Raw genomic sequence first — 25,312 nt, 5'->3', positions numbered from 1 at the left:
TCTCTCTGACCTAGCCCTAATATTAAGGAGACATGTGCATGAACATACTTTCCTACGGATTACTCGGGCTGCTTACCCGCGAGGAGTCATCGGGCTATGATCTGATGCTGAAAATCCAGCCTCATTGGCAGGCGAAGCACAGCCAGATCTATCCACTCCTGTCCAAGATGGAAAACGATGAGTTATTGGCCTCCCGCTGGGTACAACAGTCTGACAAACCGGACAAGAAAATGTACGCAGTTACGGAAAAAGGCATTGAAAAGCTCTTGGAATGGATGATTACTCCTGTTACCGCACCGGTTACACGCGATGAATTTAATCTGCGTATTTTGTGTGTTGGCATAGCGGAAGACGGAAGCATGAGACGCATTCTTAACGAGCGTAAAAGCTGGTTTATGGAGCGCATACGTTATTTCGAGGATCTGAAGTCACGTATACCTCAAGATAATCTTCGTGTAGGCAACCGAGATTTTGGAAGCTACATCCTGGTACAAAAAGGGTTAATGCACGCACAAACAGGCCTGGAATGGTGTCATTGGGTTACCCAATTGCTTGATGGCCAAGCTGCAATTCAAGACCCAAGTCCAAGCGTTTCAGAAATTCAATAAAATTTGAAACGTTCCTGCAAGTTGACCGTATCACATGAGTAAGGCCCTTTTTTGGGCGATTCAAACAAATTAATCGGGGGGTTACGATCTTTACAATGAAGAAAAAATTTGGAGTTAAACATCTAATGATGGTATTTATGGCCTTTACATTATTGTTCGCAACAGTGGGAGTAACGAATCCGGATTCTGCGGATGCAAGACGTGGTGGCGGATTCAAATCCGGTACAAAAAGTTATACCAACACTCCTAAGAAATCCGACTCCAACAACAACGTGAATCAATCCAATTCCGGTAATAACTCCGGTACTGGTGCAGCTGCAACCCGTGGTGGTGGATTCTTCGGCGGTGGCGGTGGATTCATGAAAGGCATGATGCTTGGTGGTCTTGCTGGTATGATGTTCGGCGGACTGTTCGGTGGCATGGGTGCTCTGGGTAACATCCTTGGATTGCTCGTGAACGTTGCAGCAATTATGTTGATTGTTATGCTGGCTATGGCACTCTTCAGAGCCATCTCTAATCGTCGCAAACCTGCAGCGGATGGCCGTTATGACCGCCGCAATGATCGTGATGATGACCGTAACAGAAACGGACGGTACTAATCTCTATGGTTCTGAGCATGGATGAAATTGTGAATGCAATCTGTATTCATATGGCAGAACGTAAGGGTGTACGTCCAACCGATGTGAACGTAGAACTGAGCTGGGAAGAAGATACAGGTTATTCCGCTGAAGTTTGGATTCAAGGCCGCAGTCAATATCTGGTGGAGTCCAATATGATTGAAGCGATTCTTCGTTACCTGCACAGTGAATACAACATGCGGGCGTACCGTGAGAACGTACGACTTGATCTGGATGAAGAGATCACAGCAATCGTTAATCAATAAACTAGGTCAAGCAATGACCTGTTATACTAAAGACCGTCTCCCTTCTGTCGCCTGACAGAGATGGAAGACGGTCTTTTTGTTTCTGTATTTGGTTTTTTTGTATTTCTATTGTAGTCTCTTACGTGTCTGTGTTACGTTCTATTTCTTCGACACCTACGATTGAAGTTTAACCAAGCTGTAATTCTTCTTACCTTTACGGATAATGATGAATTTACCGCCAATGGCATGCTCTGCCGACACTGTGAATTCAAGCTCTGTGATTTTCTCACCGTTCATGGAGATAGCGCCTTTGGTGACATCCTCACGCGCCTGGCGCTTCGATGGCTCCAACCCCAGCTCTACGAGCCAGTCGACGATATTTTTTGCTAAGCCATCCGTTTCAAATGTTGGCATTTCCTTGAAGCCCTGCTCGATTTCATCTGCTGTCAGGGAACGGATATCACCACTGAACAGCGCCGCTGTAATACGTTTAGCCTGTTCGAGCATTTCTTCGCCGTGAACGAATTTTGTCATTTCTTCCGCGAGTGCTTTCTGTGCTTCACGTCTGTGCGGCTCTGTCTCTACCTTTTCAGCCAAAGCTTCAATTTCTTCTTTGCTCAAGAAGGTAAAGTATTTCAAGTATTTGATCACATCACGGTCATCTGTATTTGCCCAGAACTGGTAGAATTCAAATGGTGTCGTTTTGTTCGGATCAAGCCAGATTGCGCCGCCAGCTGTTTTACCGAATTTGGTTCCGTCGGATTTGAGCATGAGCGGAATGGTCAGACCGTACGCCTTCGCTTCAGATCCTTCTTTTTTGCGAATCAGATCAAGACCACTCGTGATATTCCCCCATTGATCAGAACCGCCGATTTGAAGCTGTACATCTTCGTTCTGGAACAGGTGCAGGTAGTCGAGCGATTGAAGGATCTGGTAGGAAAACTCAGTGAACGAGATTCCGCCTTCCAGTCTGCTCGCAACGACATCCTTAGCCAGCATTGTGTTAAGGTTGAAGTTTTTGCCGTAGTCACGCAAGAATTCAATGACATTGATTTTGTGTGTCCAATCATAGTTGTTCACCATGCGAACCTGATTATCACCGTCTGTTACAAACAACTTCTTCATCTGCGCGGTCAGTGCATCCACATTCTCCTGCACTTGCTCCATCGTTTGCAAAGAACGCTCTGCCTGACGACCACTTGGATCACCAATCGTGCCTGTAGCTCCACCAATCAAAATGACTGGACGATGTCCTGCCAGTTGAAAACGTTTAAGCATCATGAATGGAATGAGATGTCCGATATGCATGCTATCCCCCGTAGGGTCAACGCCGCAGTACAAAGAAACGGACTTCGTTTCAGTCAATTCACGTAATCCCTCTGCATCCGTCTGCTGGTTAATGGCGTCACGCCATTGTAGTTCATCAATAATATTCATTTGTACAACCCCTTTTCTATCCTCAAAATTCAGTCATGATCTACGTCAAATTACGAAATAACACGCTGGAACGGATTTTTTGGACACAAAAAAATCGCCTCCTTGTCTTCATTAGACACAGGGACGATTATCATAACCGTGGTACCACCCAAATTGCATGGACAACACGTAACCTTAACACGTTATCCATACCACTTTTAGCAATATATCGTTTGCCCATCCGCTTGGCATTACCCAAGTACTCCAGAGTGTAATTCGCAGCCCTTGTATGTATCAGGTTCCATCAACCCCTGACTTTCTGTAACAGGGACAAAGCCGCTACTGCGCTCTATCAACGTGATTCATGTATTCAATTTATAGCAAGTATAGCCGAACGTTTCAGTCATTGCAAGACCAAGTATGCAATCTTTGAACAGAACAACGGATGTATAGTTGAAACCAAATTATATTATCATTATGTTCAATTTTCCGTGATAATAACCATAGGCTTTCTCTGCAAATACGTATCTTCTCTACTCGCTACATAGGGCACCCCATCCCACTTAAGGGTCTCAAACAAGCGGTTAACATAGTTTTGCATCTGTTCCCTAGGAAAAGATGTACGCTCTAAAAGCTGTAAAAGGATGTCTACCAATTGTTCTTTGCTTAACATGTTGGACATGAATGCACCTGCCTCTATAAAAGTTAAATCTCTACTTCTCTAATTATTGTATGACAATCTCCAAATTCAATAAAAACGTTCGATTCTAACGTTCATGACAGAATGAAAAAAATGAAAAAGCTGCCCAAGGCAGCCTCTTCATTCCACATTGTTAAATCAGGTTCCACAAAAAGTTTGGTACGAAGTATTGCATTGTGCAGGTAGTTCGGCATATTGAGCCTGCTCAGGTGAGTGCGCAAACGGATCTGAAAGAACTGCCAAAAGCTTCTGCATCACGCTAAGATCTCCGTAGTTCTCCGCTTGCTCAAGCGCTTCCTCGACCCGATGATTGCGGGGGATGACCGCTGGATTGTTCGTTCTCATCAACTGTCGAGAGACTTCCTTCTCCTCTTCCTGTCTGTCCAATCTTGCTTGCCACCGCTCATTCCATTCAGCAAATTCTGTCGTGCCAAACAAAGCAGTCCCTTCCAATGTATCAAATGTCAATGCCAGGAACGTATTCGTGTAATCTGAACTATGCTTCTCCATAAGTTCAAGAAGATCCTTGATCATGGCCTCATCTTCGGCCTCTTCATCCAACAAGCCCAGTTTGGCACGCATCCCCTTGAGCCAGTGATGATGGTACAATTCAGAAAATTGTGCGATGGTATCCTGCGCGAGTTGCACGGCCTGTTCTTCATCTTCATGCAACAACGGCAGAAGTGTCTCGGCAAAGCGAGCCAAATTCCACCCGGCAATATACGGTTGATTACCATAAGCATAGCGACCTTGTCTGTCAATGGAGCTGAATACGGTTGAAGGATTGTAAGCATCCATAAAGGCGCACGGACCATAATCGATGGTCTCACCACTGATCGCCATGTTATCCGTGTTCATCACGCCATGAATGAAACCAACATGCTGCCATTGGGCAACGAGTGCCGCCTGCCGTTTAATTACTTCCTGAAGGAGCAAAAGATAACGATCTTCAGCTTGAGCAACCTCAGGAAAATGTCGATTCAACGTATAGTCAGCCAATGCCCGAAGATCGTCTATAGAACCCCATCTGGCTGCATACTGGAAGGTTGCTACCCGGATATGACTGGAAGCCACCCGGGTTAATATGGCCCCAGGCCGCTCTGTTTCGCGGATAATGTTTTCTCCTGTTGATACCACCGCCAGACTGCGTGTCGTTGGAATACCTAGTGCATACATCGCTTCACTAATGATATATTCTCGCAACATGGGCCCCACAGCAGCACGTCCATCTCCTCCACGAGAGTACGGTGTTCTCCCTGAACCTTTCAGCTGGATATCCACTCGCTCGCCCTGTGGCGTAATCTGTTCACCCAGCAGCAAAGCCCGTCCATCTCCAAGCATGTTAAAATTGCCGAATTGATGTCCTGCATAGGCCTGAGCCAGAGGCTCGGCTCCTTCCGGAATCGAATTACCCGCAAAAATTTGCGCTCCTTCATCACTGTCAAGAGACTCCACATCCAGTCCCAAGCTGGAGGCAAGCAATCTATTGAAAATGATCAGCTTTGGTGATTCAACAGGCACCGCGCCCTGACTTGTGAAAAAGGGTTGCGGTAACTGCGCATAACTATTCTCCAAGTTCCACCCTTTGTTCAACGTTTCTTGTTGCATAGTGAACACAACTCCTTTTCTGTACCCAATGGATATCCCCTGGTTTTTATTTTAGCCTTGTGAACCAATGCTCATTTATGTAGTCGCATGGAAATTCAATTCAAGAGGTTGTTGACTTAAACGAACATCTAAAATGTTCTTGATGAAACTTTAGCATATTTGCATGCCTTTTGCATTCTCATGAATCGTAAGCACAAAAAAATCCAAGAGGTTTCTTTGCCAAGTGGAGTCATTGTCTTTCATTCCACTTCCCAGAAAACCATCTTGGATCTATTCCGCTTACTACCAGATGACACGTCCGTTATTACAAGGATTTACGTATGTGCTTCCTGAGCCTGTACAGGCTGTACTGGCAAGCTCTCTTTTTTCAAAGCGAGGTTAAAGAAGACATTAAGCAGAATCGCTGACAGGCTTCCCGTGATAATACCATCGCTAACAATAATCCGAATACTTTGAGGAAGCTGGGCAAACAGGTCGGGTACAGCAGTAACACCGAGCCCAAGTGAAACGGAGCAAGCCACGATCAATAGATTGGATTGTTTGCCGAAGTCGACATTTTGCAGCATTTTGATCCCGGATGAGACGACCATTCCAAACAGGACAACAGTTGCTCCTCCAAGGACAGCACTTGGAATAATGGTTGCAAAAGCAGCTACCTTCGGAATGAGTCCCAGAAAGACCAGAATACCTCCGGCTGCAACAACAACATTGGTCGTTTTCACTTTGGAGAGCTGAACCAAACCGACATTCTGTGCAAATGTATTGTATGGAAAAGCATTAAATATGCCGCCCAGGACAAACGCAAGACCTTCTGCACGATATCCCCGTGCCAGATCTTTTTCGTTGATCGGTTGATCACAGATTTTACTCAAAGCCATAAATACACCTGTTGATTCGATGATAACCACCGTACCTACAATAATCATTGTAATGATTGGGCCGATTTCGAAGGTAGGCCATCCAAAGTAAAAGGGTTGAGGTAAATGGAACCAGGAGGCTTCCTGTACAGAGGCAAAATTCACTTTTCCCATGATGGATGCGATGAGGGTTCCCACGATAATACCAAGGAGAACAGCCAAGGATTTAACAAACCCGCGAGCATAGCGATTCAGGATTAGAATGAACAGTAATACACCAAATGAGAGGGCCAAATTATCCAAACTCCCAAAATTCTCACTGTTTGCTCCACCCGCCATGTTTTTAATGCCAGTTGGGATTAGCGCAAGACCGATAATGGTTACCACTGTACCGATCACGACTGGCGGAAACAATTTGACGATTTTGCTAAAAAATACGGCAAAGATGACGATAAATAACCCGGCTGCGATGATCGACCCATATATGGCAGGTATTCCGTATTGCGATCCAATCGCAATCATGGGTGTCACCGCTACAAAAGAACTTCCGAGCACCGCTGGCAAACCAATACCCAAGTACTTTCCTTTCCGAGCCTGAAGCCATGTTGCAATCCCGCACGTTAACAGGTCAATGGATACCAGATACGCCAACTGCTCTGCAGTCAGATTTAGTGCTCTGCCCACAAGCAAAGGCACCAAAATTGCTCCCGCATACATCGCGAGTACGTGCTGAATCCCCAGTGAAAAAACTCTCATCTTTTTGGTTTCTTTCATTCCACGTTGCCCCCTGAAATTAGAATCAACCGAACCGCTGCAAAATCATGTTATGTTGATTCACATTATATAAACTATTCAGGGAAGTTCCATGATTCATAACATAGAATTGTGATAAGAGATAAAGAGCCTAACTTAAATTGGGCGTGTTGTACAAAAGGGGCTCTCAAACCGTTTATGTCGTGTTATATTAGTTTACACAGAATATTTAAATAATTCTTTTACACTCAGAAGCAATGAAACATAAACGTGGAATTTAAATTCAGTGATTCATACCTGTATGAGGCAAAAGTTCATCCACTGAAGGATCTGCCATTTGCAGCAAACCTAATATTTGTTATGTCAGGGTATCTTCGTCGTCCTCCCCATGGATGATTTTCTCCAGCCCTTCTTTTCCACGTTTCACCTTCGGCCAATCTGTATTAATCAAGTGATTACTAATCCCGTATATCCCGGTTCCAACTTCATCATGACGTTGCCCACATTATCCATTCAAATAGTAATGCAATTTCGTTAAAGGGTTGCAGTAATTTTCAGCGTTTTGAGATCTACATCCTCCGCTACTTTGCTCATTAATTCAAGAAGGAATTGCTCCAGCTGTGTCTTGATGTTTTGTTCAATAATTGGTGTAACTGTCTGATATTTTTTGATGCATCCATTACTCGAGAGACGTAATAATCACATAATGAAAATATAAGCTGCTGTATGGTTTCGGCTGATAACCGGGCATCCGGGTTCACCCTTTTCGTTACATATTCCATACAAGCATCCGATAACAAGGCTTCAAGCAGTGCATATTTATCCTGAAAATGCTGAAGTTGGAGCAGATAAAACAACACATCCAGGTACGGGCGAACTCATGAAGCGATATAAGCAACTTATAGGCTTGAACTCATGAATCAACTATACTAAGCAAAGGGCTCCTTTCCCTCCGGGACTTCGGGAATTTTTTTAGGGATATCTGTCCGTTCAAACACTTCGAGCAATAGCAATATCGTTCAAGAAAATTCCTTCTTTACAACCTATACTGACCTTAACATACCAGAAAGAAGGTGCATCATGACTCGGGAAGTCCGGACTGTGGTATTTGATACCGATCTACAGCTAGAAGCTTATCAATTTGAAGGCATTATGCAAAAGTTTCCCAATCATTTTCATGACTATTACGTCATTGGATTCATTGAGCAAGGCAAGCGACACCTCGTCTGCAACAACGAAGAATACATTCTGAATAGTGGTGACATGATTGTTTTTAATCCACATGATCCTCATGCCTGCGAACAGGTCGATGGAAGAACCCTCGATTATCGCTGTATCAACGTCCAGCCTGAGGTTATGCGAGAGTATGTGAGAGAGATTACTGGACAAGCTTACATGCCACGGTTTACATCCCCCGTTCTCTACCAAAGTGAACTTGTGGATTCTCTGCACGAGCTGCATCAGATGATTCTGGAAGAGCAATCCGATTTTTGCAAAGAAGAATTGTTACTCTTACTACTGGATCAATTGCTGCGAGATTATTCGGATGCTGAACCACCTGTTTCCACACAGGATGTTACTGCTGAGATCAGACGCATATGTGACTACATAGAAGCTCATTACATGGAGAGCATCTCGCTGAACGAGATAGCCGACTTGACGGAGATGAGTAAATACCACCTGCTGCGTTTATTCACTCGCCAGAAAGGGATATCACCTTACCGTTACCTGGAAACGATTCGCATTAATCAAGCCAAACGTCTTCTGGAACAAGGCCTGCTTCCGATTGAAGTAGCCGCACAGACAGGATTCAGTGACCAAAGCCATTTCACGAATTTTTTCAAAAAACTGATCGGCCTGACGCCGAAGCAATACAGACGTATCTTCAACCATGATACGGAGTTGAAACGAACCATCGATAACCTCGTATGACGAGTCATCATAACACCAATGCCACTACCGGACATTTGCTCGCTTTATTTACTATACTGATCTGGGGAACTACCTTTGTCTCCACGAAGGTTCTGCTGATTGATTTCACTCCTGTAGAAATTTTATTTTTTCGTTTCCTGATGGGGTATTTGGTACTGTTATTGATCTATCCACGTTCACTGCGGATCACCTCATTCAGAGAAGAGTTGTTATTTATCGGCGCAGGACTATGTGGGGTGACATTATATTTTCTTATTGAAAATATTGCTCTGGTGTACACAACAGCATCCAACGTGGGTGTAATTGTCTCCATTGCCCCGTTCTTCACTGCCGTGCTCGCACACTTCTTCCTGGATGGTGAGAAGTTAACTCCCCGCTTCATTATCGGATTTGGGATTGCCTTGAGCGGCATCCTTCTCATCGCACTGAACGGCAGTTTCATTCTGCAACTGAATCCGGTAGGTGATCTGCTTGCTTTCATAGCACCTGCGGTATGGGCGATTTATTCTGTGTTAATGCGGAAAATTGGCCAGCTTTCCTATCACACCATTGGTGCGACCCGCAGAGTATTCTTCTATGGCCTGATCTTCATGCTGCCAGCTCTGTTCCTGTTTGAATTCCATTGGGATCTCGGGCGCTTCACGAGTGTGACCAATCTTTCCAATTTTCTATACCTCGGTGTAGGTGCCTCCGCGTTATGTTTCGTGACCTGGAACCGGGCCGTGAATCTTCTCGGAGCTATCAAAACGAGTGTCTACATCTATCTGGTGCCTGTCATTACTGTCGTGTCATCTGCACTAATTCTTCAGGAACGGATAACCTGGGTGATCATACTCGGGGCGTTCTTAACCCTATTTGGCTCTTACATTTCAGAGCGAAAAGGACACAAGCTTAACAACAAAAACACTAATCTGCATAGGGGTTAGTGTTTGCTTCATTTTTTACTAATAATTTAATTGAGACATCAGAATCTCCAGTTCATCTTGCTCCAGATGACGCCATTGCCCCCGCTCCAGTTGATCCAGCGTAATATTCATAATTCGCACGCGCTCCAGCTTCAGGACTCGATACCCCAAAGCTTTGCACATTCTGCGGATCTGCAGGTTGAGACCCTGTGTCAGAATAATACGAAATACATTGTCACTTTGCCTATACACTTCGCAGGGCTTGGTCACCACATCCAGAATTTCAACGCCATCAGACATGGACTTTACAAATTCGTCGGTTATGGGTTTGTCTACAGTCACTACATATTCTTTATCATGATTATGCTCCGAACGCATCATCTTGTTCACAATGCCTCCGTCATTCGTAAGCAGAATCAACCCCTCAGATGCCTTATCCAGCCTGCCTATCGCAAATATGCGAGAAGGATAATTCATATATTGAATAATGTTCCCCTCCACATGTTCTGCTGCTGTGCAGACAATACCGATGGGTTTGTTCAGAGCAATGTAGACAGGTTCGCTGTCATTACGAGGAATCTCCTTCCCATCAATGAGTACCACATCATGAGGTTCAACATCCTCCCCTTTTTCACATATCCTGCCATTGATCGTTATACGTCCAGCTGCAATTAAACGGTTCGTTTCCCTGCGGGAGCAGAATCCCTTTTCACTTATGTATTTGTTAATTAACATGTGTCACCGCTTCTCATCTGTAATATATCTGCTGGTTCATTGATTTAATGATACATTCATTTACTTCATATAAGAGTTAGTACCTTGTACTGATTTTCATTCCACATCATCTCATTTATACTGAAACGAAGCAATGATTGGTTATATGAAAACACATACAACGGTATATAGGAAAGCCAAAATACACTTTGAAAGGAGTCTCTCATGTACAAAGTTACTCGATTTACAATTGACCCCGATGATCCAAACCAAGACTCTGGCATGTGGATTGGTGGAGAAATGGCATACGTTTGCGACTGGCCGCTCAATCCTGAGGGGCAGCCTTTATTACATCTGTTCTCCATCAATTGCAATACATTTTCACAGCAGGTTCATATCCCTTCTTTGCCACAAAACAAATATATCTCGGTCTTCTCGACCTACTCCGCCTCAGAATATTTTCTGGATCAGGTAACCTATACCGGAGATGAGCTGGAATGGAGCGAGAATATTCTCGCCGGATGCACTTATGTGTCGGTATCTTCGAATCCACTCACTTCCGTATGTCCCGTTCCACCCATTCCATTAAGCGGCATACGTTTGATTGAAATGGAGCTTCACGATCAGGAGTTTCCTGCATTTTCATTTTTCTCTCCCACTTTACCAAACGGTGTGAAAGGGATTGACCATTTGCTAGAGGAACATCAACTGGTGTGTCAAATATATTCCGGAGATTTTCCTGAACCTTATCGGGATATATTGGGTCTTCCCGATGCAAACGGTTATTTATTTTTGCGAAGAGGTCCCGCGTCTGCTCACGCACCATTCGATGGAATTTTCTTTGTACAGACTGCTTAATGGTGATATGTTGAGGTCAGGTGTCATCATATAGAACGGCTAATCAGAACGTTTCCCGTCTACTCAGACAGGGAACGTTTTTTATTATGCACATTTTACAATTCCTGATCAATACACATGCCAAACATTGTTAAAAGGTCATATTGATTTGATCATATCTATCCTTTCGACACAAAATCAATTTAGGATAACACGATTCGATAAACTTGATTTATTCGCCAAAATATAACATTATTTTACAATAAAAAGCATGTACAATTTCATGATTATGGTATAAGTTATATACGAAAGATACATTTATTACATAATATTAAATTTATATCCACCTCAGGAGGCTAACGGATGAGACGAATTTTCGCTTTAAGCTGCGGTTTTTATCTATTAATCGGCATAACCAGCGTAGTAATGGGGGCTCTTTTACCCGTGGTGTTGTCACACTATGGGCGCGGTTACAGTGATGGCGGCTTTTTACTCTTTTTGCAGTTCCTCGGTTTTCTTGTAGGGGTGCTTGTCGCTCCTTCAATGACTGCCCGCATCGGAAGAAAATCCATGCTGCTGATTGCGCTTGTCTGCATTGTAGCTGCTTATGCTGTTCTCGGATTTTTGCCTTCCTGGACTGTCGTTCTTCTACTTACCATTCTCATAGGCTTCGGCTCAGGTATCATTGAACCCTCTGTAGGTGCATTTACGATCGAATTCACTGAGAATCAAAAAGCGGTCGCCATGTCCAAGCTGGATGTCTTCTTTGCTCTTGGAGCACTTCTCATCCCCGCTGTCGCTGCTTTATTTATCTGGATGGATCTGTGGTATCTTACTTTTTACACAGTGGCCGTGTTGTCACTGGTTCTCATGCTGCTGTGGATCACCATGCCCCGTTCAGCCGCACTATATCTGGAACAGGCTGGCGAGAATACAGTGGCACATGCAGCAGGTAAAGCCCGATATTCGAGAAAACATCTGGGTCTGCTGACAATCTTCGTCATCTTCTTTTTCATCTACATGGGATTGGAACTGGGATTGATGAACTTCCTGCCCTCCATTCTTGTAGAACGACTGCACCTTCAGGAATCTGTCGCATCGCTGAGTGTCTCCATCCTGTGGATTGCGATGATCATCGGTCGTCTTTTCTCCGGGAAAATAGCGGAAGCCGTCAACTATATGCCTTTCCTGATCTGGAGTACGGTTGGCACGCTTTTGTTCACAGTCGCTATGGTATTTGTAACTGGACAATGGGCAACGTATGTGCTCATCTTCGGAACCGGTCTGTTCATGTCAGGCCTGTTCTGTATCGCACTGGTCTATGCAAATATTCTAATTCCTGGTATGACCGAGCGGACAACCAGTATCCTGATCGCATCAGGTGGTATTGGAGGTGCCATCTTGCAGTATGTGACTGGATGGAGTATGAGCACAGGGCCTGTCGTGAATACAATCTGGATTTTGGCCGGATTCTGTCTGATCTTGCTGCTCACATTGATGGTCTCTTATCTATGGACTGTAAAAAATAATGCAGTACGTGTTGCTCTCTCACAACATAACAAGGAAATGTAAACATCGTTTCTTAAGGGAGGTGATGCCCGCATCATCCGGGATTGTTGAGCTTCATTCGAGCTATTACACCATTATATTGGAGGAAATCGTATGCAAACTTTAACCAACAACCGCTTCATAGCCGGAAAAGGGATTAAGTTGATTGACGATTCAGGTGTGGAATACCTAGATGGCGTGTCGGGCACGTTTAATCTGTCACTGGGCTATAATCACCCACATGTTGTCAGCAAAATTCAGGAACAAGTCGGCAATCTGACGCATATGTCTTCCTCCTTCACCGAACCGTACGTAAATGAAGTGCTTGATCACTTAATCGAATATGCTCCAAACGACATTAATGCCGGATGGATGCGGGATATCACTGGTTCAACTGCAAACGAATGTGCAACCAAAATTGCGCAGAAGTATACCGAATCGACAGACATCATCAGCCTGTATCTGTCCCATCATGGGCAGACCCAATTTGCCACCGGGATTTCGGGGAATGCCTTCCGGCGGAAACGCTTTCCCAATTCGGCTGTGGCTAACGCTCTCCATGTACCTGCCCCATACTGTTATCGCTGCCCATTCAAATCCTCAAATGGAGACTGCGGCTATCAATGTGTTGAAGCTATATCTGATGCGATAGAATATGCAAGTTCCGGCTCAGTCGCCTGCATGATTATCGAACCCATACTCGGGAATGGCGGCAATATCATCCCTCCCGCTGGATATTTCAAACGTCTGCGTAAACTGTGTGATGAGTACAATATTATTCTCATTGCTGACGAAGTGCAGACAGGAATCGGTCGTACCGGAACGATGTTCGCCAGCGAACTGTTTGATATCCAGCCTGATATGATTACCCTAGCGAAAGGTCTTGGCGGAATCGGCGTACCTGTTGCTGCGGTATTAATGCAATCCCGGCTGAATGTGCTCGAAAAACACGAACACTCCTTCACCTCAGGAAGCAATCTGATCTCCGTAACCGCTGCCAAATCCACCTTGGAAGTGGTATCCGAGCCTGGGTTTCTGGATGCCGTGAAACGCAAAGGTGAAATTTTGGGTGAATTGCTGCAAGAATTGGCTATGAAATACCCAAGTATCGGTGAAGCTCGTGGTGTCGGGTTAATGTGGGGGTTAGAGATCGTAGCTGACGGTAATGAACCCGATACGCTAAAAACCAATGCCATTGTTGACCGCGCTTTTACAGATGAACATCTGATCTTGAGAAGTTCAAGATATGGCTTCGGCAACGTTGTTAAGGTCCGGCCTTCCCTTACCACAACCGAAGACGAACTGGTTGAGATTGTAGAGCGGCTGGATTCAGTGCTCGCCAGCGTTAATTAAAACATTTCAATGCAACTGTTCGAAGTGGTCGTTTCGGTTACGAATCGTTCTTATGATCGCTGTTATCAACGGATTTTCTTGATTTCCCTTTCCCAAGGGAAAAATCCGTTGATAGCGTGTGCTTCCGAAGTAGCTTTCTTTCAGAAAGCTTTGAGGCGAACGCTTCGCTTCTCCAGAATCGATTTCGTCCCCTTCATTACTTTCGTATCTTGAAAAAACTATTTTAAGATGAATCGCTATTTTTATATTTTATATAATTACAAGGAGGTTATATCATGCTTGCATTGGTATACAAATCGGCTTGGGATGTGGCGCTTGAGGATCGGCCTGTACCGGTAATTACAAGAGATAATCAGCTGTTGGTTCGTATTCGAGCAACCGGAGTATGTGGTACCGATCTAGGCATCGTCAGCGGTAAATATCATGCGGTTCCTTCTGTCATCCTCGGTCATGAGTCTGCCGGTGAAGTCATTGATGTTGGCTCTGCGGTAACGACATTACAACCGGGCGACCGCGTTGTGATCGACCCTACCTACTATTGCGGACAATGTGACATGTGCAGAACAGGCAGACAAAATCATTGCACACACAAGTCTGTTACCGAGACAGGTGTGAGTGCTGACGGAACATTTACAGATTATTATGTGACCGAGGATCGCTTTTTGTACAAATTGAAGGATCATGTGAGCTATGAGGAAGCAACTTTGACGGAACCGCTCAGCTGTATGCTGACGGGGATTAATCAGATCCATTTACTACCGAATTTCAGAACAATTATCCTCGGCGCTGGTCCGATTGGCATTCTGTACAGCTACGCGCTCGCTTCCAAAGGGGTCACCGGCTGTCTGGTCGACATCTCCGAAGAACGCTTAGCCATTGCCGGTTCCATTTCACCCGATCGTTGGGAGGTTCATTCTTCCTTCGAAAATGCAATAGAATCACTGTCACCCGCAACCCACCAGGTTGATATGATCGTGGATACAACAGGTGTTGTGGGCACACAAGTGCTTTCCCAGCTCGCCAGCGGAGGTTACCTGATGCTGGTTGGGCTGAGAGATGGAATCACATCATTCAATCCCAAGGAAGTTGTGGACCGCAGTCTGAAAATTATTGGTTCCATCGATTCTCTGGGGACATTTGCTACCGCACATTATATGATTGAACAAGGGATTATTCCGGCAAAAAAAATCATCACCCACTCCTTCCCGTTGGAGGATTACGAAGAGGCATTCCGCACACTTGGCTGCGATATTCAGGGACGCACACTTCAAGCCTCTTCACATGCCATTAAAGTTGTGCTGCAATCCAGCGGTTCCAGTTTCTAAAGTGGAAGGTTAACCATGAATGGATTACATTAGAGATATATGTTTACACAACCCTGGAGGAGGAGTACAACATGGCAGCAAACAAAGAATCTAACAGACTGGGAGCACCCAATGATGACATCATTCAAGCAGTCATTTTTGACATGGATGGTGTACTGATTGACAGCGAACCGATTTATTTCGAGATTGAGCGTAGCTCTTTTGCCCATTTTGGCGCAAGGGTGACTGATGAAGAACATCATACCTATGTTGGAGTTACGCTGGAATCCATGTGGCAGCAAGTATTGGACAAACATCAGCTGACAGCTACGCTGGAAGAAATATTTGCTTATCATCAGCATAATGTGATGCAAACCATGCTTGCCCATAAGAATCTGACGGCAATGCCTTCCGTGGAACGCTGGTTAAGCTGGCTGCATGAGCAGGACATTCCCATAGCCGTTGCTTCTTCCTCTCCACGTGCACTGATCGATTTGATCATGGACAAGACCGGACTTGGGCAATACTTTGAGGTACGAATGACAGGAGAGGAAGTTACAAACGGCAAGCCGGCACCAGATATTTTCCTGACCACAGCTGAAATGATTGGCGCATCCCCGTCGAATTGTCTGGTGATCGAGGACTCTCGCAATGGTGTTCAGGCCGCCAAAAGTGCAGGCATGCGCTGCATGGGCTATCGCAATCCGGGATCAGGCAACCAGGACTTGTCCAAAGCCGATTTTCAGATTTCCAGTTACGATGAGTTATGGACATTGAAGGATACGCTACCCTTTGAAGGCAGATTGCCAAGTTTGTCAAAGTTTCGCTGAGAAGATCGTAATAAAAAGATCGTAATTTCGGAATGAGTAATAAGAAAAAAACAACCAAAACGGCCTCAATTCATTCGAATTGGGGCTGTTTTGGTTTTGCTTGCTGCAATGGGTGTTACATGAGGACACATGCTGTAATTTCAACTAAACCGAAAGATCGAGACTTCCACCCAGATTGGGATGAGGAGCAGGCACTGACTTCAACATTTCCGCCATCTGCTGGCCTTGTTGCTGTGCCATGTCTTTCGTAATCGACATCACTTGCAAGCTTGCCGACTGCACTACTGAAGCTTGGCTCATCGCCATTGATAATGCTGCAATATCCATGTTCTGTGCTCCTTTCAATTCGGATCACTTAGGCGTACTTATTATATATCGGACAATGAGGATCAAATGTTGAGCAAATCAGATCAAGCAAATAATTTCTGGTTATGACCGTTAGCTTCATGCTATAGTTTTAAGGTAAAAAAATACTATACGAGGAGAATCTGCGATGAATAGTTTTAAGAAATTGATCTGTATTTTTATTAGTTTTAGTTTACTGTTCATATTACTTCCGTCTCACATGTTAGCGGCTGGGAATCCTCTAGCTGAGTCTTACCGTGATATTGAATACACTGTATTCATTGATGGAAAGCTTGCAAGTTCCAAAGATCAAGCATATTTAGCGGATAATGATACCCTCTACATCCCTATCAAAATGTTCAAACAAATCGGTTCACTTATTGATGTAGGAAATGGATTTGAAGTCAAAACCAAATTAAAGAAAGAACAAGTAAGTAAGAAAGACACCATATTGTACAAAGGAACAACCTACATATCATATGAGAAGTTTTTAAAGGTTTCCGGTTACTCAGGTAGGAATGAAGATGATTTAATGGTGGCATTTATATGGGGAGACGAGGATGGAGCAACACGGACAAAGAAATTAATGAACGGAGTCCTTAGTGTTCCCAAAGCATATCGTTCCGTTTTTGGATCAAAAGTATACTCCTATGCGCTAGATCAACCTGGCTGGATCGTTGGCATGACGCAACTTTATCAACTCACGGAAGTAACTATACAATCAGCAAGTGGAAAGACCGTTACAGAATACATATATAAAGACATTGGATTTTCGAATTTTTGTTATTATTTTGATTACGAACATTTCATACATATAGCTTTTAAGGGGGGCGAATATTGGGCTAACAAAAATAATTTACCTAATTCAAATCCACTTTATCATTTAGAAAAAATAAAAATTCTTTCCGTTGATATTAAAAATAATAATGTGATTGTGAAAGCCAAAAGAGCTAGTGGAAAATCGGTTACGTTCAAGTTGCCTGTTACAGACGAGCCAAATGATTTTATTAAAGGGTTGTTCTATGACAGTGATCCTAAAAAAGATTACCCAGGCTGGCCTTCAAACGTCTGGAAACTTATTAGTCAGCAAAAGATCAAATTAGGGATGACGTTTAATCAAGTGTTACTTTCTTGGGGGAGTCCAAATAGCACCAGTAACTCTACTAGTTCATTAGGTTCTATTGATATTTGGGTCTATGGAAATACCTACGTAACCTTCTACAATGGACAAATATATTCATGGTCCGATTACTAAAATTCGAGAGCAACTAGGTTGCTCTCTTTTTATTAGCTGTTCATTAGTGATTCCGTATGCACTTACCCCTCAATCAATCCATACTTCACAAAACTATGATACAATCCATCTTCCTCTACTGTTCCAGTAATATCATCTGCAATGGCTTTCAGACCTGGCTTGGCATTGCCCATGGCAATTCCGACTTTACAAAATTCCAACATCTCGGCATCATTCATTCCATCACCGATGGCGAATGTATCCTCCTGCGACATGCCCAGATGCTCCAGCAGATCGGCGATTGCAATGGCTTTGTGAATGCCAGGGATCATCAGCTCACCACTTCCTTCACCAAAGATCGGCACGGTACACTGAATGACTTCGAATTTCCCTTCAAACTCTTGCTTGATCCGCTCAAACGGGATGACTGAACTCTCCAAGAAACATACTTTGTTCACGTCATCCTTGTACAGGTCGGCCTCTCCATACGTCAATCCGGCAATAAACGGATGCGGTTTCAGCTCCTTCTTCTCTCTGGCTACAGGGTCATTCTCCACATCGCCATAGATACGGCGTTCCAGGTGAGGTTGAAGATTGCTACTCGCATACAATGCCGAATTGGATTCAAGATAGAAGTCAATGCCTTGTTCATTGAAGAAATCAACCATATGTCGAACATCTTCCGCTGTTACCCTTTTGTGATATAACACGTCCTTGCCAAACTCCACATAGCCTCCACCTGCACCAATCAGACCATCAAATCCGACATTCCAGATGGAATCATAGATCTCCGCCTTGGAACGACCTGTACATAAATAGAGCAAATGCCCATTTTCACGAGCCTGTTTGCAAGCCTTCTGTGCTGATAACGGAATGTTTCCATCATCGTCAACCAATGTGCCATCAATATCAATAAAAACAATTTTCCGCTTCGTTTCTTGCATCTGCTTATACTCCCATCATGTAAATTGTCTATGTCTATGTTATCGAGTATATAATTACCGATTCCTTCAATAATTCCAATGGTTACTTACATGCCAACTTGTCCATATGCACGGTTTGCCAGTCATCATCCTGCTCAGCAATAACCGTAAACCCTTGGCGTTTCCAGAATTCTACGGCTCCCGGCAAGAAGCGATGGGTATGCAAATACAGCGTCGTATAGTGCATATCCTTTACCACGTTCTCCAGTTCGTTCATCAGCATCGAACCAATGCCGAACCTACGATACGCAGGATCTACATAACATTTTACTATTTCAGCAGCCGATTGAGCTGCATATCGACCTTCCACAGCTTCAATACGTCCATCATATGGTAGTATCCCAATAGAACCGACGATGCCCGCATCCCCCATCATTGCAACGAGAAAAATCGAATCATCGGAATTCAGATAATGTTCTCTGAACTGCTCGAAGTCCACAGGCAATTTTGTATGATCCATCATCGGAAACACTTCTCTGCGTACACGCATGGCAAAATCAATGGCATCATGAATCTGGTGCGCCTGAACTGGTGTGACTGTCGGTATACTCTGAAGTTGTGTCAATACATCCACATTCCTTATCCTCTGTATTAGGAGCTACTTCTTGGCCCTTCCTTAAATCTTGTTCATGCCAGATCGGCTCTCTTCATCTCATCTTAACGAACTTATCCCGCCCTATCAACCTATCTACACTACTAACCAAATTGAAAGAGTGCCCACGCAGTCTGATAGAGTTCGCATACGATAAGGCGTGTCACAATCCTTATTGGAGGGAGAAACGCTCATGTGGTTATGGTTAGGTGTTTTTGGTTTCATTTTGCTAGCAATCATCGTGTTCATGTATCGTTATCTGGACCAACGTGCCGAGAGCAAGTTTCACCCTCATGCTCCCAAGCAACTCTTAGTCAAATTCAAGGAAGGTACAACGGAGGATGAAATGCACACCCTTCACAAAAAAGGGAGATGTAAGGTCGCTGAGACCTATGAAGATTTAGGGTGGTACCGTGTGGAATCTCGCAAAAAAATGCACCGGATGCTGAAACATTACCAAGATCACGTGCTTATTGAACATGCAGAGCCGAATTACCTCGTTGAGGCATCCTTCACTCCCAATGATCCATTCTTTCCTTATCAGTATAACCTGTCCAAAATCAATGCACCCGCTGCATGGGACATTACTCAAAGTAACAGCTCTGTCAAAATCGCCATTATCGATACCGGTGTACAGTTAAACCATCCAGAATTGGCCTACAAGCTTCTCCCCGGTTATGATTATGTTGATTATAATAACATCCCTGAGGACGGGAACGGTCACGGCACCCATGTAGCCGGGATCGCTGCCTCCGTTACCAACAATGGTGTTGGCATCGCAGGTGCTGCACCACTCGCATCCATCGTTCCGCTCCGGGTACTGGATAACAACGGGCAAGGAACGATAGGTAATGTCGGTAACGGGCTTGTCTTTGCTGCCAATAACGGTGTACAGGTTGTTAACCTGAGCCTTGGTGGGCCGATGGGAAATGCTTTCCTTCAAGCTGCCATACAGTATGCTTGGGATCGTGGAGCTGTGATTATTGCTGCAGCCGGTAACGACAACACTTCATTCCCGATTGTACCCGCATCGTACCCCAACGTGATTGCCGTCGCTTCAACCAATCCTTCTGATCTCAAATCCAATTTCTCCAACTATGGTTCCTGGGTAGATATGGCTGCACCGGGTGATATCATTCTATCCACATACCTGGGTAGTTCCTATGCCTACCTTAGCGGGACGTCTATGGCTGCACCTCATGTGGCTGGAGTGGCTGCACTTCTCGCTGCACAAGGAAAAACAAATACCCAAATTCGGGATGCGCTGTGTTTCGCTTCTGATCCAGTATCAGGCTCCGGGATCTACTGGAAGTATGGTCGACTGAATGCTTATCAGAGCTTGCAGGTGCCATAAAACCCACCTGGATCCGCACATCATTGCACAAAGGATTATCCTTTGTCTTTTTCACGAATACAAAAACGAAGGAGCATCTGTAAGTAAGATGCTCCTTCGTTTTTTAAAGTAATCGATGTTACACTTTTGCTGCCCAAAGCTCTATTTCAATTTTAATCTCTGGGAGACCTAACGCCGTAATATATCCAATCGTCATTGCAGGATAATCCGTACTAAATAATTGTCCCCACTCGGTATATAAGAAATCCCAATCGATTTCCTCGGTTGCCCATACGTTCACTTTGATAATATGTTCAGCATCTAAGCGCTCAGATTCGAGCACTGTTTTAATATTATTAAATGTATTCGTGACCTGCTCATTCAGACTCTCTGGAAAGAGTCCATTATGATCTGCTCCAATTTGACCCGAAGTCACAAATAACTCTGCATTCCTCGGAATTCTTGTAATATGCGTGTACTGACCTACAGGAGCTGGCATATTGGCTGGGTTTGTTCTAGTAATTTTGTCCATATTCATTTGGATTACCTCATCATTCTTAAGATTTTTCTGCGTTATTTCCTAGTTTTCTTCCGATTTTGGGCAGACCTCACCCTTGGAATAGATTCTAGAAAAAGACAGCAGTGGAGTATCCATATCCCGAAGATATAAACGCAAGTGATTTTTTCTTCATGAGTGGATGCTCCTCCCTTCTTAAGTGACAAGATTCTCTTGATTTTTTTATTATATCTGAAAGCCACATCATGGGTCAAATTCATCCCCTCATAAACAAAGAGCAATCCCGTAATAACGAGACTGCTCTTTGTTTATTCTATAGCGTTGGACACCTTGTATCAGAAATATTGGGCGCCATTACTCGCAATGACATCTTTGTACCAGTGAAAACTCTTCTTTTTCACTCTGCGAAGTGTACCCGTACCATCATTATTTCGGTCTACATAGATATAGCCATAACGTTTCTTCATCTCTCCGGTACCCGCACTGACCAGATCAATCGGTCCCCAGCTTGTGTAACCTATGAGCTCTACACCGTCTTGAATCGCTTCAGCCATTTCGGCAAAATGACTATTCAAATATTCGATGCGATAGTCATCTTCAACGGAGTCATCGTCTAAGAGCACATCGGTTGCACCAAGTCCATTTTCTACGATAAACAAAGGTTTGCCATAGCGGTCATGCAGTTGATTAAGCGTAATTCGAAGTCCCTTAGGATCAATGGTCCATCCCCACTCGGATGCTTGGAGATACGGGTTCTTCACTGAACCAAATACATTACCTTCTGTCGAATCTTTCAAAATCTCAGGGTCCGTACTTGTACACCGGCTTGCATAATAGCTAAAACCGATATAGTCGACCGTGTTCTGCATCAAAATATCTGCATCTTCCGGTTGCATGTCAATCCAAATGTCATTTTCCCTGAAGAATCTTTTGGTATAACCCGGATATGCGCCCTTCGACTGCACGTCAATGAAGAAGAATGACTCGCGATCTTTCTCCATGGCCTTCCATACGTCATCCGGATTAGAACTGTATGGATACACCATTCCAGCGGCTAACATACAACCAATCTGTGCATCCGGAATGATCTCATGACAAGCCTTAACAGCAAGTGCACTCGCTACCAATTCATGATGTGCTGCCTGATACAGAACCTGATCTTTGTTTTCACCATCCTGCAGAACAATCCCCGCTCCAATGTACGGGAGATGCAGCAACATGTTGATCTCATTAAACGTCATCCAGTATTTCACTTTATTCTTGTATCGATTAAATAGCGTCGTCGCATATTTCTCAAAAAAACCAATCATCTTACGATTCTTCCAACCACCGTAAGTCTCGACCAGATGTACAGGTACATCGAAATGGCAGATCGTTACCACAGGTTCAATATTGTATTTTAATAACTCATCAAAGACATCATCATAAAATTGTAAACCTGCTTCGTTTGGCTCCGCTTCATCACCATTAGGGAAAATCCGTGCCCAGGCTATGGAAAGCCTGAGGCACTTAAATCCCATTTCTGCAAATAACGCAATATCTTCCTTATATCGATGATAGAAGTCAATGGCTTCATGTGAAGGATAGAATTCCCCTGCTTTTGGCTCATACGAATCCAGGTTACCCAGAGCAATATTCCATCGATTGGCACCAATCGGAATGAGATCTACTGTTGTTAAACCTTTGCCACCTTCCAGATAAGCACCTTCCAATTGATTCGCTGCGGTTGCTCCTCCCCAGAGAAAATTCTCCGGGAAGGCTGTAAATTTTTCATTCATTGAGGAGTTCCTCCTTAACCATCCTTAGTTTCAATTAGCTTAATACCGTGATCAATTTATCTTTCTCATGAACGGATGCCTCTTTTGTTCCTACAATGTCCAAATAATTTGAAGTATTAGTCACAATGATCGGTGTAACCGTCTCATACCCTGCATCCTTAATGGCTTGCAGATCAAACTCAACAATCAGGTCACCTGCGTTAACACGGTCTCCATCTTTCACATGGGTTGTAAAATGTTGACCTTTCAGTTTGACCGTATCCTGTCCAATATGGATCAGCATCTCTACACCATCATCGCTTACAAGACCAATGGCGTGTTTGGTACGATATACGGTTTGAACAACACCTGTGATTGGAGATACCACTCTACCACTGGTTGGACGAATTGCAATCCCTTTACCCATGTGCTCACCTGCAAACGTTATGTCATTAATTTCGTTCAGTGCAACAACTTCACCAGCCATTGGGCTTACAATTTCGTATCTGCTGTTCGGATTTGGATCAAGTACTGGTGCAGGTGTAGACGCTTTATCGACCGGATCTTTGAAACCAACAACATATGTCAAGATGAAACCAAGGATGAATGCAATAATAGTTGCTGCAACCGTCCAGAAGAATACGGAATTCATTCCCTCTGTAGGACTTACATAGCTCGGATAACCGAAGATTCCAAGACCACCAATTATATAACCTTTAGTTCCGACAAAACCAAGGATACCACCACCAATACCACCAGCAATACAGCTCATAATAAATGGTTTTTTCAATGGCAATGTTACACCGTATATCGCTGGCTCAGTGACCCCGAAAATACCGGATATAAACGCAGGTGCACCGAGTGTTTTTATTTTTTGACTTTTCGTTTTCAGAGTAACCGCAAGCACTGCACCAATTTGAGCAAAGGAAGCTGCAAAAGACAATGCCAAAATCGAATCATAGCCAAGCGTTGCAAGGTTAACGAATACCAATGGAACGAGTCCCCAGTGGAGTCCGAACAATACGAATACTTGCCACAAACCGCCGATTACAAGTCCTGTAAGTAAAGGGCTCAGTCCGTAAATCGAAGATGTGAATGCACCTAACAGTTGACCCGCCCATGTCGCAACCGGCCCAATTACCAGGAACGTAACTGGTACAATAACTAACAAAGTACAAAATGGAACTAGGAAATTGCTGACTACTTTAGGCATAACCTTTTTGAAGAAACGTTCAATTTTGACCGCGAAGAACGTTGCTACGATAATCGGAATAACGGATGAAGCATAATCCATTAAAATTACCGGTATACCTAGAAACTCGATCCTAATCGGTGATTCGAACAAAGTGCCTGCAAACAAAGTGTATAACGGTTCTCCATCACGAATTCCCGCAAGTGTTGGGTAGACTAACGATGCACCGATAGCCATACCTAGGAATGGACTTCCACCGAATTTTTTTATAGCTGTGTAACCAAGGAAGATAGGGAAGAAGTAGAATAAGCAATCCCCTATGGCATTCAATAAGGCGTACGTACCAGCAGTATTGTCGATCCAACCCAGGGACACGAACATAGCTGTGAAACCTTTAATCATCCCCGTCGCTGCAAGCAATCCGAGCACTGGAGTAAATACACCCGAAATCATATCTACAAAACGGTTAAACAAATTGCCTTTGGGACCTGAATCTGCATCGTTCTCATCTACTTGACCTTCAGTAGACAAATTCCCTGCTTTAACAACTGCTTTATATACATCCGGCACTTCGTTGCCGATAACAACTTGATATTGTCCACCACTTTGCATAACGGTAATAACACCTGGCAGATTTTTAAGTTCTTCCGTTTTGGCTACGCTTTCATTTTTAAGTTTAAACCGCAGTCTTGTTACGCAATGGAATACACTGTTTACATTCTCGCGACCACCTACACGTGACAGAATGTCCTTAGCCAATTGATCGTAGTTGCTCATTGTAATTCTCCCTCTCTAAGTAGACTCCCCTTGCTTTTTGAAACAAATAAAACCTGAACCACTGAACATACACAACATACCGGATCGTCCGGAAATCAGTCGTGTTATTCAGCAATTCAGGTTTTGCCCTTAACGGTTGCAACCCTGCAAGGCTGTACACATTGGTATTTAATTATTTGGATAACGAAAGTAAGTTACATTCCATACCCTCTGAACTGAGGATGGTCGGCATTGCCTGATTAAACAGTTACAACCCGATTGATGTATGCGCTTACTTCTTGAACTCATCATAGTACATCTGAACTACGTTTGCAACACTTATTTTTATTAATTTCACAAATACATTTTAGTGACG

General features: G+C 43.9%; 24 protein-coding genes and 1 other annotated feature. Of the genes, 12 read left to right on the top strand and 12 right to left on the bottom strand.

The genetic code is table 11. The features are described 5' to 3' along the window. The first annotated feature begins 38 nt into the window (after nucleotides 1-38). The 3 genes from J7E78_RS10880 (at nucleotide 39) to J7E78_RS10870 (ending at nucleotide 1,491) form a co-directional block, all read left to right on the top strand. Complete coding sequence (locus tag J7E78_RS10880) at nucleotides 39-608, top strand: PadR family transcriptional regulator (RefSeq protein ID WP_215076163.1); 570 nt, start codon at nucleotides 39-41, stop codon at nucleotides 606-608. A gap of 95 nt (nucleotides 609-703) precedes the next feature. Beyond that, on the top strand, nucleotides 704-1,207 hold the full coding sequence (locus J7E78_RS10875) for a hypothetical protein (RefSeq protein WP_091029269.1): 504 nt from the start codon (nucleotides 704-706) through the stop codon (nucleotides 1,205-1,207). A gap of 5 nt (nucleotides 1,208-1,212) precedes the next feature. Further along, on the top strand, nucleotides 1,213-1,491 hold the full coding sequence (locus tag J7E78_RS10870) for a YxcD family protein (RefSeq protein WP_215076162.1): 279 nt from the start codon (nucleotides 1,213-1,215) through the stop codon (nucleotides 1,489-1,491). A gap of 153 nt (nucleotides 1,492-1,644) precedes the next feature. Here the strand turns inward: J7E78_RS10870 and tyrS are convergent, their stop codons facing one another. The 5 genes from tyrS to J7E78_RS10845 form a co-directional block, all read right to left on the bottom strand. Then, nucleotides 1,645-2,907, bottom strand: coding sequence for a tyrosine--tRNA ligase (gene tyrS / locus J7E78_RS10865; RefSeq protein ID WP_215076161.1), 1,263 nt, complete (start codon nucleotides 2,905-2,907; stop codon nucleotides 1,645-1,647). A 116-nt stretch (nucleotides 2,908-3,023) separates the two neighbouring features. After that, nucleotides 3,024-3,251 (bottom strand) — a binding site (T-box leader). A gap of 116 nt (nucleotides 3,252-3,367) precedes the next feature. After that, nucleotides 3,368-3,568, bottom strand: coding sequence for a hypothetical protein (locus J7E78_RS10860; protein ID WP_215076160.1), 201 nt, complete (start codon nucleotides 3,566-3,568; stop codon nucleotides 3,368-3,370). Between the two features lie 156 nt (nucleotides 3,569-3,724). Further along, nucleotides 3,725-5,194, bottom strand: a complete 1,470-nt coding sequence (locus J7E78_RS10855; RefSeq protein WP_215076159.1) for a protein adenylyltransferase SelO — start codon at nucleotides 5,192-5,194, stop codon at nucleotides 3,725-3,727. A 314-nt stretch (nucleotides 5,195-5,508) separates the two neighbouring features. Then, nucleotides 5,509-6,825 carry a nucleobase:cation symporter-2 family protein gene (locus J7E78_RS10850; RefSeq protein ID WP_215076158.1) on the bottom strand — a complete coding sequence of 439 codons (1,317 nt, stop codon included), beginning with the start codon at nucleotides 6,823-6,825 and terminating at the stop codon, nucleotides 5,509-5,511. 337 nt (nucleotides 6,826-7,162) lie between these two features. Continuing rightward, nucleotides 7,163-7,255 (bottom strand): NRDE family protein, encoded by a 93-nt coding sequence (locus tag J7E78_RS10845; RefSeq protein ID WP_215076157.1) that lies wholly within the window; start codon nucleotides 7,253-7,255, stop codon nucleotides 7,163-7,165. Nucleotides 7,256-7,884: 629 nt separating this feature from the next. Between J7E78_RS10845 and J7E78_RS10840 the strand changes: the two genes are divergently transcribed. Both J7E78_RS10840 and J7E78_RS10835 read left to right on the top strand, forming a co-directional pair. Continuing rightward, the gene (locus J7E78_RS10840) at nucleotides 7,885-8,736 is read left to right on the top strand and encodes an AraC family ligand binding domain-containing protein (RefSeq protein WP_215076156.1); all 852 of its coding nucleotides are present in this window, start codon (nucleotides 7,885-7,887) and stop codon (nucleotides 8,734-8,736) included. Then, a complete protein-coding gene (locus tag J7E78_RS10835; RefSeq protein ID WP_215076155.1) occupies nucleotides 8,733-9,662 on the top strand; it encodes a DMT family transporter in 930 nt (309 codons plus the stop codon). Before J7E78_RS10840 ends, J7E78_RS10835 begins: the two co-directional genes overlap by 4 nt. An 18-nt stretch (nucleotides 9,663-9,680) precedes the next feature. On the opposite strand, the gene J7E78_RS10830 is transcribed toward J7E78_RS10835, so the two are convergent. Then, a complete protein-coding gene (locus tag J7E78_RS10830) occupies nucleotides 9,681-10,376 on the bottom strand; it encodes a pseudouridine synthase (RefSeq protein WP_215076154.1) in 696 nt (231 codons plus the stop codon). Nucleotides 10,377-10,580: 204 nt separating this feature from the next. Here J7E78_RS10830 and J7E78_RS10825 point away from each other — a divergent pair, with 204 nt between their 5' ends. The 5 genes from J7E78_RS10825 (at nucleotide 10,581) to J7E78_RS10805 (ending at nucleotide 16,227) form a co-directional block, all read left to right on the top strand. Beyond that, a complete protein-coding gene (locus J7E78_RS10825) occupies nucleotides 10,581-11,213 on the top strand; it encodes a DUF1963 domain-containing protein (protein WP_215076153.1) in 633 nt (210 codons plus the stop codon). Nucleotides 11,214-11,555: 342 nt separating this feature from the next. Continuing rightward, the gene (locus tag J7E78_RS10820; RefSeq protein WP_215076152.1) at nucleotides 11,556-12,764 is read left to right on the top strand and encodes an MFS transporter; all 1,209 of its coding nucleotides are present in this window, start codon (nucleotides 11,556-11,558) and stop codon (nucleotides 12,762-12,764) included. 90 nt (nucleotides 12,765-12,854) lie between these two features. Continuing rightward, complete coding sequence (locus J7E78_RS10815; protein ID WP_215076151.1) at nucleotides 12,855-14,093, top strand: aspartate aminotransferase family protein; 1,239 nt, start codon at nucleotides 12,855-12,857, stop codon at nucleotides 14,091-14,093. A gap of 275 nt (nucleotides 14,094-14,368) precedes the next feature. Next, nucleotides 14,369-15,418, top strand: coding sequence for a zinc-dependent alcohol dehydrogenase (locus J7E78_RS10810; RefSeq protein ID WP_215076150.1), 1,050 nt, complete (start codon nucleotides 14,369-14,371; stop codon nucleotides 15,416-15,418). Nucleotides 15,419-15,489: 71 nt separating this feature from the next. Further along, on the top strand, nucleotides 15,490-16,227 hold the full coding sequence (locus tag J7E78_RS10805; protein ID WP_215076149.1) for an HAD family hydrolase: 738 nt from the start codon (nucleotides 15,490-15,492) through the stop codon (nucleotides 16,225-16,227). 144 nt (nucleotides 16,228-16,371) lie between these two features. On the opposite strand, the gene J7E78_RS10800 is transcribed toward J7E78_RS10805, so the two are convergent. Further along, nucleotides 16,372-16,554: a YjfB family protein gene (locus J7E78_RS10800; protein WP_017687882.1), complete on the bottom strand. Its 183-nt coding sequence runs from the start codon at nucleotides 16,552-16,554 to the stop codon at nucleotides 16,372-16,374. A 166-nt stretch (nucleotides 16,555-16,720) separates the two neighbouring features. On the opposite strand from J7E78_RS10800, the gene J7E78_RS10795 reads away from it, so the two are divergent. Continuing rightward, complete coding sequence (locus tag J7E78_RS10795; protein ID WP_215076148.1) at nucleotides 16,721-17,827, top strand: hypothetical protein; 1,107 nt, start codon at nucleotides 16,721-16,723, stop codon at nucleotides 17,825-17,827. Between the two features lie 62 nt (nucleotides 17,828-17,889). Here J7E78_RS10795 and J7E78_RS10790 read toward each other — a convergent pair whose 3' ends face one another. Beyond that, nucleotides 17,890-18,750, bottom strand: a complete 861-nt coding sequence (locus J7E78_RS10790) for a Cof-type HAD-IIB family hydrolase (RefSeq protein WP_215076147.1) — start codon at nucleotides 18,748-18,750, stop codon at nucleotides 17,890-17,892. An 82-nt stretch (nucleotides 18,751-18,832) separates the two neighbouring features. Continuing rightward, on the bottom strand, nucleotides 18,833-19,354 hold the full coding sequence (locus tag J7E78_RS10785) for a GNAT family N-acetyltransferase (RefSeq protein WP_215076146.1): 522 nt from the start codon (nucleotides 19,352-19,354) through the stop codon (nucleotides 18,833-18,835). A gap of 220 nt (nucleotides 19,355-19,574) precedes the next feature. Between J7E78_RS10785 and J7E78_RS10780 the strand changes: the two genes are divergently transcribed. Further along, nucleotides 19,575-20,735: a S8 family peptidase gene (locus J7E78_RS10780; RefSeq protein ID WP_215076145.1), complete on the top strand. Its 1,161-nt coding sequence runs from the start codon at nucleotides 19,575-19,577 to the stop codon at nucleotides 20,733-20,735. Between the two features lie 118 nt (nucleotides 20,736-20,853). Here the strand turns inward: J7E78_RS10780 and J7E78_RS10775 are convergent, their stop codons facing one another. The 3 genes from J7E78_RS10775 to J7E78_RS10765 all read right to left on the bottom strand — a co-directional run bounded on the left by J7E78_RS10775 (nucleotide 20,854) and on the right by J7E78_RS10765 (nucleotide 24,957). Then, the gene (locus J7E78_RS10775) at nucleotides 20,854-21,252 is read right to left on the bottom strand and encodes a RidA family protein (RefSeq protein WP_215076144.1); all 399 of its coding nucleotides are present in this window, start codon (nucleotides 21,250-21,252) and stop codon (nucleotides 20,854-20,856) included. 314 nt (nucleotides 21,253-21,566) lie between these two features. Then, nucleotides 21,567-23,009 (bottom strand): 6-phospho-beta-glucosidase, encoded by a 1,443-nt coding sequence (locus tag J7E78_RS10770; RefSeq protein ID WP_215076143.1) that lies wholly within the window; start codon nucleotides 23,007-23,009, stop codon nucleotides 21,567-21,569. A 34-nt stretch (nucleotides 23,010-23,043) separates the two neighbouring features. Continuing rightward, on the bottom strand, nucleotides 23,044-24,957 hold the full coding sequence (locus J7E78_RS10765; protein WP_215076142.1) for a beta-glucoside-specific PTS transporter subunit IIABC: 1,914 nt from the start codon (nucleotides 24,955-24,957) through the stop codon (nucleotides 23,044-23,046). Between the last annotated feature and the right edge of the window lie 355 nt (nucleotides 24,958-25,312).

It is taken from the genome of Paenibacillus polymyxa, assembly GCF_018614975.1.
Classification (GTDB): domain Bacteria; phylum Bacillota; class Bacilli; order Paenibacillales; family Paenibacillaceae; genus Paenibacillus; species Paenibacillus polymyxa_E.
This window is presented reverse-complemented; position numbering and strand designations above follow the sequence as displayed.